Here is a 13,995-nt window from a genome sequence, read left to right as displayed (position 1 = left end):
AACTTTAGAGTAAGGATTTTTTATGGATAATGACTTTTACAATATTGGAGAAGCGGCGAATGCTTCTGGCATATCTGCAAAAATGATTCGTCATTACGAGAAGGTAGAGCTACTTCCAGCTGCATCAAGAACGATTTCTGGGTACAGAACCTACAACCAACGTGACGTTCATATGCTGAGATTTATAAAGCACTCTAGAGACTTAGGATTTTCAATTAAGCAAATTGCAGCATTGTTAAGCTTATGGCGTGACAAGAACCGCTCAAGCAGCAAGGTCAAGTCATTAGCCATCAAACATATTGAGGTGCTAGATCAAAAGATAAAAGAGTTGAATGCGATGAAGTCTGAATTATCACACTTAGTAAAATGTTGTCATGGCGATGAGCGCCCTGATTGCCCGATACTCGATGAGCTGGCAATTGACGAAATATGAGTCTAACTTAACAACTAAAACGCAAGTCATCAGCTAGTTGATTAACATCAATTAAATTCAAAATAGTTGTGTAATAATAAATACGTGAAAATGCTTTATTAAACTAATTCTCTGCTTTGCTGATTTTTCTGCCATTCGTAATTATTAAACGAAATTTCGCATTGAGCCGCATGTGGTCGCAGCTTTCAGCCCAAAGCAGACTTTTAATCCTGAACCAACAGAAACTTGTTGAAAAAAGTTTGAAGTGATAGAGTAGCTCCATAATGAAAATGTTCCGTGCAATTGCAATAGTGTTAATTCTGGCGTTGGCTTCAACCCCGGCGCTGGCAGCCATTTGCGCTACTTCATGTGCTTCGCATTCGATTATGACTTCTATGCATTCAGATAGCATGGTTGGTATGAAAAACTGTCATGAAGCCTCCATGAGTAAAGACAAGCATAAATCGAGTAATGAACATAAATCTTGTGCGATGGGTGCAAGTTGTCAGTTCGTGCAAGTTACAGTAATCGAATCGCCCACTAAGTATTTCCTGGCTGTTTCTGCAACAGCTTCATTCCCTAGTTTTGTCTCATCCGAAAAATCCGTAGATCTATCCCCGCCGTTAAAGCCTCCAGCTTGAATTGTTGCCATTAGGGCGTAATTACGCCCTAAATTTGCACATTTAAGTTTAGGAGAGCTCTCATGAACGCCCCCAGATTGGCTTATACGCCAAGAGTAATATGCATGTGGTTTAGCATAATGGTGGTGTTGGCATTGTCTTTAAAAGTTGCTTCTGCGAAAGCAGAAGAAGCACTGACATTAGCTGAAACCATACAATTAGCCACACAAAACCAGCCCTTGCTGCAATCACTTGATGATGCAGCTGCCTCTTCGCGCCAAGCGGCCATTGCAGAAGGGCAACTGCCAGACCCCAAAGTAAAGTTTGGAGTCATTAATCTTCCCGTCACAACAGGTGATGCTTTACGTTATAACCGTGATGACCAAACCATGGTCAATGTTGGAATCTCGCAAGACATCATTCCACGAAAAAAACGTGAGGTCGCTTCAAACCGGATGCTGGCAGAGGCAGATCAGTTCCACACTGAGCAAATTGCGACTGCTAGAACCATTGAGCGCGATGTCGCTTTGGCTTGGCTGGATGTGTATGAGGCGCAGCGTAAATCTGAGCTTTACCAACGCATAGTCGATGATATGACAGCAGAGCGTAAAGTGCTGGCTGCCAGTGTGAGTTCTGGCAGCGCTAAATCCAGTGATGTCTTGCGCATGGATACGCAAACCTCCATGACCAATGAAAAGCGCATCTTTGCACAACGCGATGAGCGTAAAGCACGTGCTGCTCTAGCGCGCTGGATAGGTAAATCTGCATCTCGTCCAATCTCGTCTGAACTGCCGGTGATGACTAATAGCTTGAATCAAGACGCTACACAGTCAGCGCTTGAACAGCATCCATTGGTACGTAATGCCCATCAAACAGAGAAAGTTGCGCAATATGATGTAGATAGTGCCCAAGCCAACTTGGAGCGTAATTGGGGCTGGGAAGTAGGCTATGGCAAGCGGTTTAATGATCGCAGCGATATGCTCAGCTTTCAGGTTTCGATTGATCTGCAGTTAGATCGTACTAATCGACAAGACCGCCGCACTGCGGAAAAACTCGTACTAGTCGAGAAGGCACGCAAGCTGACCGAAGACAAACGGCGTGAGCTCTCCTCTGAACTTGAAAGTGCAATGGCAGATGCTGAAGCAGCTGAAGCCCGTGAAAGCGAGCACATCATAAAACTTATCCCCAATGCTGAAGCTAAGTTACGTATCGCTCAGGCAGCCTATCAGTCTGGCAAACAGCCACTTAGTGATGTCTGGGACGCTCGTCGGGATGTTCTGGATATCGAGTTAGACCACTGGACAATTTTGACAGACAAGCAACGCGCTGCCGTCAAAATTGGCTATTTATTAAATGATAGTCGTTTATTTAAAAAAATTGAAAAGGAATAAATCATGAAAACCACACAAATTTTAGTATTGGCAACATTCTTAGTGGCGGTAGCCGCTTGTTCTAAACAAGAAAATACTGAAGCCACCAGTCAAGCACCTAAAGCAGAAATGCCCGCGATGGAAACACCTATGGAGGCTAAGCCTGCTGTGAAGCTACCGAATGAAATTGATGCCAATGACCTGAGTGGCAGCAATGTGGAGCAAGATGCGAGCGGTAAGAAAGTCCTGTACTGGGAAGACCCAATGGTGCCAGGTAGACACTTCAGCAAGTCCGGTCAGTCTCCATTCATGGATATGAAGCTGTCTCCAAAGTACGCAGAGTAATTAAGCGCAAATACTAAGGAAATAAAATGAAGCGACTCCATTTAATAATAGTGTTAATTTTACTAACCCTAGTTGCAGGATTAGGTTGGCTTTTGGGGCAAAGGTCCGCGCAATCGCCTATGGGCAGCAATACATCAGCCAGCGATTCAAAAATAGCCCAATCCATTAATGGAGTCGTTCAAGACGGTAGCGGCAAAACCGTTAAATACTGGTATGACCCCATGGTGCCAAATCAGAAGTTCGATAAGCCTGGTAAGTCTCCTTTCATGGACATGATGCTTGAGCCCAAATATGCCAATGAAGGTAGCAATGGCGAGGAAGGCGGCGTAGCAATTTCATCACAAACCGCTCAGAACTTAGGGATTAGACTTGAGAAGGTATCCACTAAAAGTTTTGGTGAATCCTTTTCAGCTGTAGGTCGCATCGAGCCAGACGAGCGTCGCTTTTACGTAGTGCAAACGCGCATTCCAGGATTCGTAGAGCGTCTATCCGTTCGCGCTGTAGGTGACCCAGTCAGCAAAGGCCAAAAAATTGCTGAAATCTATGCACCCGATTTGCTGGCAGCTCAGCAAGAGTATCTAGCTTTACTGGAACTAAACAGTGTAGACAGTGATAACTCTCTCAAACAGGCTGCACGCAATCGACTCAAATTACTTGGCATGACTGAAGGTGAGATTGCTGTCATTACGAAGTCGGGTAAATCTAGTCCAAGGTTTGGCGTATATGCTCCTGCATCGGGAATCGTCACTGAGCTAGGTGTGCGCCAAGGTGGTCAATTGATGGCTGGCAGCTCATTGGTACAAATCTCCGACCTCTCCCAAGTATGGATGATTGCAGAAGTGCCTGAGCGTGATGCCGCCAGATTGAAACCAGGGATTGCCACAGATGTGCAGTTACAAAGTCTGCCTGGTGAAGTATTCAAAGGCAAAGTCGGTTATCTCTATCCGATATTGAACGACAGCTCCAGAACCTTGCAGGTACGTATCGAATTACCTAACAAAGGTAACCGCTTACGCCCTGGCATGTATGCCAATGTCAAATTCACAGGGCAAGCGCACGAAGCGCTGTCTGTACCTACCGAAAGCGTTATCGCGACTGGTAAGCGCAAAGTCGTGATTGTGAAGGAAGTGAATGGTTATCGTCCGGTGGAAATTAAAACAGGACAGGAGCTAGATAGCCGTACTGAAATTTTAGCTGGTTTAGCTGAAGGCGAAGATGTCGTGGTTTCAGGCCAGTTCCTAATTGATTCTGAGGCATCTCTATCTGGTGTGTTGGCGCGACTTTCCCAACAAGATAAAGCGATGGATAAAGGCATGGGTCAAAGCAGTGACATACAAATGAGTAAAGACACAGCAATGTTGGCTGAAAAAATGCCCAAAGGCCGAGGCAAAGTAATTGACGTAGATCCTAAGTCAAACCATGTCACGTTGAATCATGAACCAATCGCTGAGCTTGGTTGGCCATCTATGACCATGGGCTTCAAAGTTAAAGACAGCAAGCAACTCAGTAATCTCAAAGCTGACGATGAAGTGGAGTTCGATTTGAAAGCAGAAGCACCAGAAAAACCTGGGATGCCAACGCAATACATGATTGACCGTGTTGAAAAGGCACCAGAGATGAAAGGCAGCATGAAGGGAGCCAAACCATGATTGCTCAGCTCATCCGCTGGTCAGCCAATAATCGCTTGCTGGTATTGCTGGCAACTCTGATGGTGATTGCATGGGGAGTATTCGCCATGCTTAAAACGCCTTTAGATGCGATTCCTGACTTATCCGACACGCAAGTCATCATTCGTACCCAATGGCCTGGCCAAGCGCCGCAGATTGTTGAGAACCAGCTGACTTATCCACTCACTACAACCATGCTTTCCGTGCCTGGTGTGAAGACTGTGCGTGGCTATTCATTCTTTGGCGACTCCTTCGTTTATATATTATTCAACGATGGTACCGACCAATATTGGGCACGCTCTCGCGTACTGGAATACTTGAGCCAGATTTCCTCAAAGTTGCCCAAAGGCGCAAATCCTAGCTTGGGCCCTGATGCGACAGGCGTGGGCTGGGTATATGAATACGCTTTAGTAGATAAAAGTGGCAAACATGATTTGGGAGAGCTGCGAGCACTACAGGACTGGTTCCTCAAGTTTGAATTGAAGACCATTCCTGGTGTAGCTGAGGTAGCGACACTAGGTGGTATGGTGCGTCAGTATCAGGTACAGGTTGATCCTGATAAGTTACGCAATTACCGTATACCTCTATCTAAGGTCGTGTCTGCAATTCAATCTGCCAACCAGGAAACTGGCGGTGCAGTGGTGGAAACCGCGGAAGCTGAATACATGGTTCGTGCGCATGGATACTTAGAATCACTTGAGGATTTCCGTAACATCCCACTCATGGTGAGCAATAGCGGCACTCCTATACTTTTGTCTGATGTTGCGCACATTCAAATCGGGCCTGAATTAAGACGAGGTGTTGCAGAACTGAATGGCGAAGGTGAAGTGACAGGTGGCGTCATTGTGATGCGTGCTGGGAAAAATGCGCTAGAAGCCATTGATGCAGTGAAAGCCAAACTTGCTACCCTCAAGAAGAGCTTGCCTGAAGGTGTAGAGATTGTAACTACCTATGACCGGTCGCAACTGATTAAACGTGCAGTAGATAACCTAACGCACAAATTGATTGAAGAGTTCATCGTGGTGGCCTTGGTGTGTGCTGTATTTTTATGGCACTTCCGCTCAGCGCTAGTCGCGATTGTCGCTTTGCCTATCGGTGTGCTGGTCAGCTTTATCGTCATGTACTATCAAGGCGTTAATGCCAATATCATGTCGCTGGGTGGTATCGCCATTGCCATCGGTGCCATGGTCGATGCCGCTATTGTGATGATAGAAAATGCCCATAGGCAGCTTGAAAACTATAAAAATGAGCATGGCGAACCAAATAACAGTCAGCGCATAAAAGTCATTATTGATGCCGCCAGCGAAGTTGGACCGGCATTGTTCTTTTCCTTGCTGATAATCACGTTGTCGTTCATTCCGGTATTCACCTTAGAAGCGCAAGAAGGTAAGTTATTCGCGCCTTTAGCTTTTACCAAGACTTATGCGATGGCCGCAGCCGCAGGATTATCCGTGACATTGATTCCTGTGCTGATGACAATCTTCATTCGTGGACATATACGACCTGAGCATGACAACCCACTCAATCGTGGCTTGATCGCCATTTATAAGCCACTGCTCAGTAAAGTCTTACACTACCCAAAAGTTACATTAGGCGTCGCCCTAATATTAGTGCTGATCACGTTATATCCTCTAAGTAAGCTTGGTAGTGAATTCATGCCACCCTTGGATGAAGGTGACTTGCTCTATATGCCAACGGCGTTGCCTGGGCTGTCTGTTTCCAAAGCCTCTGAAATACTGCAATTGAGTGACAGACTCATCAAAACCGTACCTGAGGTAAAGTCAGTGTTTGGTAAAACCGGTCGTGCTGAAACAGCGACAGATCCCGCGCCATTGGAGATGTTGGAAACCACCATTCAATTTAAGCCTCGTGATGAATGGCGTGCAGGTATGACACCTGAAAAACTAGTCAAAGAACTTGATGCACGACTGAAAATCCCAGGTATGGCCAACGTATGGGTGCAGCCAATTCGTAACCGTATCGATATGCTATCTACCGGCATTAAAAGTCCGGTTGGTATCAAGATTGGTGGGGCTGATTTAGCTACCTTAGAAAAGCTGGGTGAAGAAGTCGAAAGGCTCATGAAAAAAGTACCAGGAGCCAGCTCGGTGATTGCTGAGCGAGTCACTGGCGGGCGTTACATTGATGTGCAAATTGATAGGCTAAAAATCGCACGTTACGGCTTAAATATTGATGATGTGCAGATGTTGGTATCTACTGCGATTGGTGGTGATAACATAGGTGAAAAAATTGAAGGGCTCGCTCGCTTTCCAATCAATGTTCGATTCCCAAGAGAGTTACGTGATTCTGTAGAAAAGCTAAAGTCATTACCTATCATCACTGAGCAAGGAGCTACCGTGCCCTTAGGTGAAGTGGCTGAGGTTAAAGTGACTGATGGCCCACCTATGATTAAGAGTGAGAACGCACGGCCTAATGTTTGGGTATATGTAGATATTCATGATCGAGATTTGGTTAGCTTTGTTAAAGATGCGAAAGCGATGTTGGATAAAGAGTTGCAATTGCCAGCGGGCTATTCGCTTGCATGGTCTGGTCAGTTTGAATACTTCGAACGAGCATCCAAAAGGCTAAGTTACGTTGTGCCAATGACCTTAGGTATTATCTTTATTTTGTTATTTCTAGCCTTTAAGCGCATGACACCGGCTTTGCTTATTTTGGGTAGTTTGCCGTTTGCATTAGTAGGAGCGGTATGGTTTCTGTACTTCTTAGGACATCACTTCTCGATTGCAAGTGGTGTGGGCATGATTGCTTTATCGGGTCTGGCTGCAGAGTTTGGCATCATCATGTTGGTGTATTTAGATGACGCAATAGCGCGTTATAAAGCTGCCGGTAAACTCAATAATAAAGAGGATTATTATGCTGCTTTGATTGAAGGGGCAGCACTTAGGGTTAGGCCAAAAGCCATGACAGTGGCAGTGATTCTAGCTGGTTTGATACCTATCTTAATTGGCACAGGTACAGGTTCGGAGGCAATGAGCCGTATTGCAGCGCCTATGGTAGGAGGAATGCTGACAGCTCCATTATTATCACTGTTCGTATTGCCCGCAGCTTATATCCTTCTGAAGCGGAGCTATGCTAAATCCTGAATCGATACTAATTGAGAATTACTTTCACTCTGATATACTTAACCTAATGATTAAAATCTTTCTAAAACTCTTGATTGTAGTATTCCTCATGGAATCTACATGGGCAGTTGCTGCACAGTACTGCCCGCATGAGCTTGGCTTGAAGGTCTCTTATTTAAGCCACGATGCTAATAAGGCGGATAGCGATAAATCTCTGTCTCAGTTACCCGCCATTGGCGCTGATCATTCAAAGTCTGATACAGATAATGATTGTCCTTATTGCCATCTTGGATCTATGAAGTCTATGGTTTCTATATTGTCACTACCATCGGCTGTGACAGAGAGCATAACTATTATCACCATTGTTTACTCTTATGCTGACGTCACTCCGCGTCATCCTGATCGTCCTAATTGGCTTGCCGCTGTTTAATTCAGCGGGAAGTCAAACCTCATAATTTATCTAGCGTAAAGATTTAAGTCACTTCGTCTCGCTGAATTCGTCCTTTTTATTTTGGAGAGTTCAATGCGCATATTTTATATATTTTTCATTTTTCTAATATCAGTCTCAACGGTGGTTAAGGCTGATGAGAATACTTCAGACTCAACCCTGTTGGAGCCTACAGGCAGCATTACCTTAACCGATGCACTTCACCTAGCATTAAGTGCTAATCCTGACCTGTCGGTTGCATTACGAGAGCTTGAGGCAATAGCTGGCGTAAGGATGCAAGCCGCTACAAGACCGAATCCATCGATCTCTACATTGATGGAAGATGCTCGTAACTCAACGCGGCAAACCACTATACTGCTAGAACAACCTATAGAGATGGGAAATAAACGCGATAATCGCATTAAGTCTGCAGACATTCGATATGATGCGGTGAATACGGATATTGCTATCAAAAAGTCTGAAGTCTATGCCAATGTACAGGCTGCATTTTATAGTGTACTAGCGGCCCAAGAGCGACTGAGTCTGGCTACCTCTTCACTAGATGTTGCGAAGCAAGCAAGAGAGGCTGCATCAAAGAAAGTACAGGCAGGAAAAATATCTCCTGTAGAAGAAACCAAATCAAAGGTTGCAGAGTCCGGCATTAAAATCGAAGCGAATCAAGCAACGAGTACACTCAATACAGCACGTAAGCGATTGGCTTCGTTGTGGGGTAGCCCTTTCCCAAAATTCATGCAGACGGTAGGCCAGATAGAGAATATTCCTGCGATACCTTCACTGCAAGAACTCTCAAACATGCTGGACAATGCACCTTCTATTCAACGTGCAAAACTTGAAATTGATGTTCGCCAAGCACAAGTCAATATCGAAAACACAAAGCGCACACCAGATTTAACGTTAAGTATTGGCGCGAAACGTAATGAGGAGCTTGGGTTAAATCAAGCTGTATTAGGTTTCTCCATACCCATTCCAGTCTTTGACCGTAACCAAGGCAATCTGCAAGTAGCGGTCAGCCGCACAGATAAAGCTCGTGACGAATTGGTGGCATTTAGAGTTCAGTTGGAAACTCAACTGGGTGGCGCGTACGAGCGGCTAAGTACAGCGCGGCAATCAGTTGATACATTGCAGAAAGAGATTCTGCCTGGTGCGCAAAGTGCCTTTGATGCCGCCACCAAAGGTTTTGAGTTTGGCAAATTTAACTATCTAGATGTACTGGATGCACAGCGTACTTTGTTTCAGGCCAAGTCACAGTACATCAATGCATTACTAGACGCGCATCAGGCATCAGCTGATATCAAACGAATCCTCGGTGATGCTATGCCTGAAACTGCAGTAAAGCCTTAGGAGGCGAACATGACAATACACTCAAAAATAAAATCTACACTTTCAAGCAAGCAGTCATTATTAATTATTATCGTTATCCTAATTGGCATCATCTTGGGAAACTTGATTTTGCAATCAAATAAGCCAAAATCCGGTGAGGAAGAAAGTTCAGAACAATCGACCACTCACGAAGAGCTGGATGGTCACCAACATGAAGAGCAAGCAAAAGAACTACCTAAAGGCCCACATGCTGGCAAAATATTTACACAGAACAGCTATGGTCTAGAAGTTGTCATTAGCAATCAAAAATCTACACCAGAGTTCAGAGTCTATACCTATGAAGATGGCAAGCTACTTGATCCTGCCACATCGAATGTGACGTTTACTGTAAATAGATTAGGCCGTCATCCGGAAAAGCTCAGTTTTGTAAAAGAAGCGGATTATCTCAAAAGTAACAGTGCTGTCGAGGAACCGCATTCATTCAAAGTCAGTATTGATTCCGAGCATAACGGCAAACACTATCAATTTGCTTACGAGCAGGTTGAAGGCAGAGTGACCATGACAGATCGTCAGCTCACCCTAAATGGTGTGGAAATACTCACCGCAGGTCCTGCACGCATCAAAACGACCCTAAACTTAATGGGCGAAATCAAACTGAATGCAGACAAGAGTGTAAGGGTCGTACCTCGTCTGAATGGCATTGTTGAGTCTGTATCAGCTAATGCTGGCGATAAAGTGCATAAGGGTCAGTTGCTGGTAGTGGTTTCAAGCCAAGGTATCGCTGATCAACGTAGCGACCTTATGGCTGCGCAAAAGCGGCTAGATCTTGCAAGAGTGACCTATGAGCGTGAGAAAAAACTTTGGGAAGAGAAAATCTCAGCGGAACAGGATTATCTGCAAGAAAAACAGGATTTGCAAGAAGCTGAGATCAGTCTGCAAAGAGCAAAGCAAAAGCTGCAATCTATAGGGGCAGGTCTAGGTGCTAGTAATAATCTAACCCGTTATGAAATCAAATCGCCCATTGATGGTGTGATCACTGATAAACAAATCTCAGCAGGGCAAGTATTGAACGGCGATGAAAGTATCTTTGTCGTGGCCGACCTATCGACGTTATGGGCTGAAATGACCATTTATGCCAAGGATGTGAATGCTGTAAAAGTTGGTCAAAAAGTGACGGTTAGAGCGACCGCTTTTGAAGCTCAGACTACAGGCACAGTAGCTTATGTGGGCGCATTAGTAGGAGAACAATCTCGTACTGCAATGGCACGAGTTGTACTAAAAAATGCTGACAAAGTATGGTTGCCAGGCCTCCCAGTGAACATTGAATTACAGGCGGACGAAGTTGAAGTTCCGCTGGCAGTATCGGTTGAAGGCTTGCAAAGCATGGATGAAGGCAAAGTCGTATTTGGTCGATATGGGGATTTATTTGAGGTTCGTCCACTGACACTGGGTCGTGGTGATGACAAATACGTTGAGGTTCTGAGTGGGTTGAATGCTGGTGAAAAATACGCCGCCCAAAATAGCTATCTGGTTAAGGCCGAACTTGGCAAAGCCAGCGCGACCCATGACGATTAAGGAACCTTGCTATGTTTGATAAACTCATCCGCTTTTCTGTAAATCAACGCTGGCTCATCATGCTGATAGCTTTAGCTATTGCTGCCTTAGGGGTGTTCAGTTACCAGAAATTACCTATTGATGCTGTACCTGATATTACTAATGTTCAAGTGCAGATCAATACAGTAGCTGCAGGTTATTCACCTTTGGAAGCCGAGCAGCGTATTACTTATCCAGTCGAAACTGCGATGTCAGGCTTGCCTGGTCTAGAGGAGACACGCTCCATTTCACGTTACGGTTTATCTCAAGTAACGGTAGTGTTCAAGGAACATACTGATATCTATTTTGCTAGGCAGTTGGTCAATGAGCGGATTAGTCAGGCCAAGGAAAAACTGCCTGCAGGTATTCTTCCTGAGATGGGACCGACCTCTACTGGCCTAGGGGAAATCTACATGTGGACGGTAGAAGCAAAAGAAGGAGCATTGAAGGCTGGTGGCACACCTTATAGCCCGACCGATTTACGTGAGATTCAAGACTGGATCATCAAGCCGCAATTACGCAATGTGCCTGGTGTTAACGAGATCAATACTATTGGCGGATATGCCAAGCAATATCAAGTGTCGCCCTATCCTGATCGTTTAGTAGCGCATGGCTTAGCTTTAAAAGATGTCGTAGAAGCACTGGAAAATAACAATGCCAATATGGGTGCGGGTTATATCGAAAAGTCAGGGGAGCAATACCTGATTAGGGTGCCAGGTCAATTATCCTCTATGAGCGATATCAATAACGTGGTGGTTTCTACTAAGCTAGGAATCCCCATACGTATTAAAGATGTTGCTGATGTTCAGCTTGGCAAAGAATTGCGAAGTGGCGCTGCCAGCGAGAATGGCGAAGAAGTTGTGATAGGTACCGTCTTCATGTTGGTTGGTGAAAATAGCCGTACAGTTTCTGCTGCAGTCGATAAAAGAATTTCAGAGATCAACAAGACGCTACCCACTGGGGTTGTAGCTAAAACAGTCTATGACCGTACTATCCTAATCGACAAAGCAATCAATACGGTTAAAAAGAACCTTTCAGAAGGTGCGCTTTTGGTTGTGGCTGTGCTATTTCTGTTTTTGGGCAACTTTCGTGCTGCCGTAATAACAATGCTCATTATTCCATTAGCAATGCTATTTACCTTTACAGGCATGGTCACGGGTAAAGTCAGTGCCAATCTAATGAGCCTAGGTGCTTTAGACTTTGGCATCATTATTGACGGTGCTGTTGTGATTGTTGAAAACTGCATGCGTAGGCTTGCACATTCGCAAACGATTTTAGGTCGCACCTTGAATCGTGAAGAACGCTTTCAAGAAGTATTCGCTGCTGCAAGGGAAGCTAGACGACCTTTGATATATGGGCAGATCATTATTATGGTTGTTTACTTACCGATATTTGCCTTAGCTGGGGTTGAAGGCAAGATGTTCCATCCTATGGCCTTTACTGTAGTCATTGCGCTATTAGGTGCAATGTTGCTTTCAGTCACTTTTATTCCAGCGGCAATTGCGCTATTCATCACTGGTGCTGTGACGGAAAAGGAGAATGTATTCATTGCATGGGCTAAGCGTGCCTATGAGCCGATTTTCCATTGGTCTATAGGCAATAAAGCTTTGGTGCTTACCGTTACGCTGGTATCAGTTATTTTGAGTGGATTAATGGTGAGTCGTATGGGTAGTGAATTTATGCCCAATCTCAATGAGGGCGACATCTTGATACAGCCTATTCGGATTCCTGGAACCAGCTTATCTCAGTCATTATCAATGCAACGTGAGATTGAGCATACTGTGATGCAGTTTCCACAAGTGGAAAGGATATTTTCCAAGTTAGGTACCGCTGAGATTGCTAGTGATCCTATGCCGCCGAATATGGCAGACAATTACATCATGCTTAAACCGAAGTCAGAATGGCCTGATCCTAATTTAAGCAAAAATGAATTGATTGCTAAAATAAAGCATGCAGTAGAAGCGGTTCCAGGTAATAACTATGAAATCACCCAACCCATTCAGATGCGTTTTAATGAATTGATTTCAGGTGTTCGTAGTGATGTAGGCGTTAAGATCTTTGGTGATGATATGGATACCTTGAATCGTACCGCCGAAAAAATAGCAGCAACTTTAAGCAAAATTCCTGGTGGTGAAGATGTGAAGGTAGAGCAAACGACTGGTTTGCCTATCCTCACCGTTAATATTGATCGTGAAAAGATTGCACGCCTCGGCATCAACATCACAGAAGTGCAGGAAGCAATATCGATTGCCATGAACGGCAAACAAGCTGGAGCCATATTCCAAGGCGACCGTCGCTTTAATATTGTCGTACGACTCCCAGAAAATCTCAGGGTAGATATGGTTGCTTTCAAGCAGATACCCATACGACTGCCGGTTAGTAGCGAGAATGCCAAAGCTAGCTATTTGCAGTTAGGGGAAGTTGCAACACTTGATTTAGCACCAGGTCCAAACCAGTTCAGTCGAGAAAATGGAAAACGTCGTGTTGTTGTCACAGCTAATGTACGAGATCGCGATATAGGTTCTTATGTGGCTGAAGCACAGCAACGTATCGAACAGGAAGTCAAAATACCTTCTGGATATTGGCTAACTTGGGGCGGTACTTTTGAACAGCTGCAATCAGCCACAGCGCGATTAGAAGTAGTTATCCCTCTAGCGTTATTGCTGGTTTCAATATTGTTGTACTCCATGTTTGGAAACTTTCGCGATGGGCTCATTGTGTTTACAGGTATTCCGTTTGCACTCACTGGCGGGGTATTGGCCTTGTGGCTAAGGGGTATACCACTCTCCATATCGGCAGGTGTTGGGTTTATTGCTTTATCAGGCGTGGCGGTATTGAATGGTTTAGTGCTGATCAGTTTTATCACGGCGCTTCGTGACGAAGGAAAACCATTATTGGAGGCGATTCAAGAAGGTGCTCTAACGCGATTACGGCCTATTTTGATGACCGCATTAGTAGCATCATTGGGGTTTATTCCGATGGCGATTGCTACCGGCACCGGCGCTGAAGTCCAACGCCCTTTGGCTACAGTCGTAATCGGTGGGATATTGTCAGCTACGTTACTGACTTTACTTGTATTGCCTTTATTATATGAGCTTTTGTATAGAAATAAAGACCATTGATACAACTCTATAATT

At 44.8% G+C, this 13,995-nt stretch carries 10 protein-coding genes; all 10 read left to right on the top strand.

Features of this window, described 5'->3' with window-relative positions; all coding sequences use genetic code 11:
* Positions 1–22 precede the first annotated feature (22 nt).
* The 10 genes from cueR to MMOL_RS07500 all read left to right on the top strand — a co-directional run bounded on the left by cueR (position 23) and on the right by MMOL_RS07500 (position 13,980).
* The gene (gene cueR, locus MMOL_RS07545; protein WP_015832427.1) at positions 23–433 is read left to right on the top strand and encodes a Cu(I)-responsive transcriptional regulator; all 411 of its coding nucleotides are present in this window, start codon (positions 23–25) and stop codon (positions 431–433) included.
* A gap of 263 nt (positions 434–696) precedes the next feature.
* Complete coding sequence (locus MMOL_RS12150; RefSeq protein ID WP_015832426.1) at positions 697–1,053, top strand: hypothetical protein; 357 nt, start codon at positions 697–699, stop codon at positions 1,051–1,053.
* A gap of 104 nt (positions 1,054–1,157) precedes the next feature.
* Positions 1,158–2,423 (top strand): TolC family protein, encoded by a 1,266-nt coding sequence (locus MMOL_RS07535; RefSeq protein ID WP_041928558.1) that lies wholly within the window; start codon positions 1,158–1,160, stop codon positions 2,421–2,423.
* 3 nt (positions 2,424–2,426) lie between these two features.
* Positions 2,427–2,747 (top strand): hypothetical protein, encoded by a 321-nt coding sequence (locus tag MMOL_RS07530; protein ID WP_015832424.1) that lies wholly within the window; start codon positions 2,427–2,429, stop codon positions 2,745–2,747.
* A 119-nt stretch (positions 2,748–2,866) separates the two neighbouring features.
* On the top strand, positions 2,867–4,396 hold the full coding sequence (locus tag MMOL_RS07525) for an efflux RND transporter periplasmic adaptor subunit (RefSeq protein ID WP_049764480.1): 1,530 nt from the start codon (positions 2,867–2,869) through the stop codon (positions 4,394–4,396).
* Positions 4,393–7,518 carry an efflux RND transporter permease subunit gene (locus MMOL_RS07520; protein ID WP_015832422.1) on the top strand — a complete coding sequence of 1,042 codons (3,126 nt, stop codon included), beginning with the start codon at positions 4,393–4,395 and terminating at the stop codon, positions 7,516–7,518. The genes MMOL_RS07525 and MMOL_RS07520 overlap by 4 nt, the downstream gene beginning before the upstream one ends.
* Positions 7,505–7,927: a hypothetical protein gene (locus MMOL_RS11925; RefSeq protein ID WP_015832421.1), complete on the top strand. Its 423-nt coding sequence runs from the start codon at positions 7,505–7,507 to the stop codon at positions 7,925–7,927. Before MMOL_RS07520 ends, MMOL_RS11925 begins: the two co-directional genes overlap by 14 nt.
* A gap of 93 nt (positions 7,928–8,020) precedes the next feature.
* Positions 8,021–9,286, top strand: coding sequence for a TolC family protein (locus MMOL_RS07510; RefSeq protein WP_015832420.1), 1,266 nt, complete (start codon positions 8,021–8,023; stop codon positions 9,284–9,286).
* A gap of 9 nt (positions 9,287–9,295) precedes the next feature.
* Positions 9,296–10,840, top strand: coding sequence for an efflux RND transporter periplasmic adaptor subunit (locus tag MMOL_RS07505; RefSeq protein ID WP_015832419.1), 1,545 nt, complete (start codon positions 9,296–9,298; stop codon positions 10,838–10,840).
* Positions 10,841–10,851: 11 nt separating this feature from the next.
* On the top strand, positions 10,852–13,980 hold the full coding sequence (locus tag MMOL_RS07500; RefSeq protein ID WP_015832418.1) for an efflux RND transporter permease subunit: 3,129 nt from the start codon (positions 10,852–10,854) through the stop codon (positions 13,978–13,980).
* The last annotated feature ends 15 nt before the right edge of the window (positions 13,981–13,995 follow it).

The organism is Methylotenera mobilis JLW8, assembly GCF_000023705.1.
Taxonomy (GTDB): Bacteria; Pseudomonadota; Gammaproteobacteria; order Burkholderiales; family Methylophilaceae; genus Methylotenera; species Methylotenera mobilis.
The sequence above is the reverse complement of the archived record's forward strand: the minus strand, read 5'-3'. Positions and strand labels throughout refer to the sequence as shown.

Bases quoted from the DNA above. Each gene is read 5' to 3' on its own strand.
- cueR (WP_015832427.1), top strand. From the start codon at position 23: ATGGATAATGACTTTTACAATATTGGAGAAGCGGCGAATGCTTCTGGC.
- MMOL_RS12150 (WP_015832426.1), top strand. From the start codon at position 697: ATGAAAATGTTCCGTGCAATTGCAATAGTGTTAATTCTGGCGTTGGCT.
- MMOL_RS07535 (WP_041928558.1), top strand. From the start codon at position 1,158: ATGTGGTTTAGCATAATGGTGGTGTTGGCATTGTCTTTAAAAGTTGCT.
- MMOL_RS07530 (WP_015832424.1), top strand. From the start codon at position 2,427: ATGAAAACCACACAAATTTTAGTATTGGCAACATTCTTAGTGGCGGTA.
- MMOL_RS07525 (WP_049764480.1), top strand. From the start codon at position 2,867: ATGGGCAGCAATACATCAGCCAGCGATTCAAAAATAGCCCAATCCATT.
- MMOL_RS07520 (WP_015832422.1), top strand. From the start codon at position 4,393: ATGATTGCTCAGCTCATCCGCTGGTCAGCCAATAATCGCTTGCTGGTA.
- MMOL_RS11925 (WP_015832421.1), top strand. From the start codon at position 7,505: ATGCTAAATCCTGAATCGATACTAATTGAGAATTACTTTCACTCTGAT.
- MMOL_RS07510 (WP_015832420.1), top strand. From the start codon at position 8,021: ATGCGCATATTTTATATATTTTTCATTTTTCTAATATCAGTCTCAACG.
- MMOL_RS07505 (WP_015832419.1), top strand. From the start codon at position 9,296: ATGACAATACACTCAAAAATAAAATCTACACTTTCAAGCAAGCAGTCA.
- MMOL_RS07500 (WP_015832418.1), top strand. From the start codon at position 10,852: ATGTTTGATAAACTCATCCGCTTTTCTGTAAATCAACGCTGGCTCATC.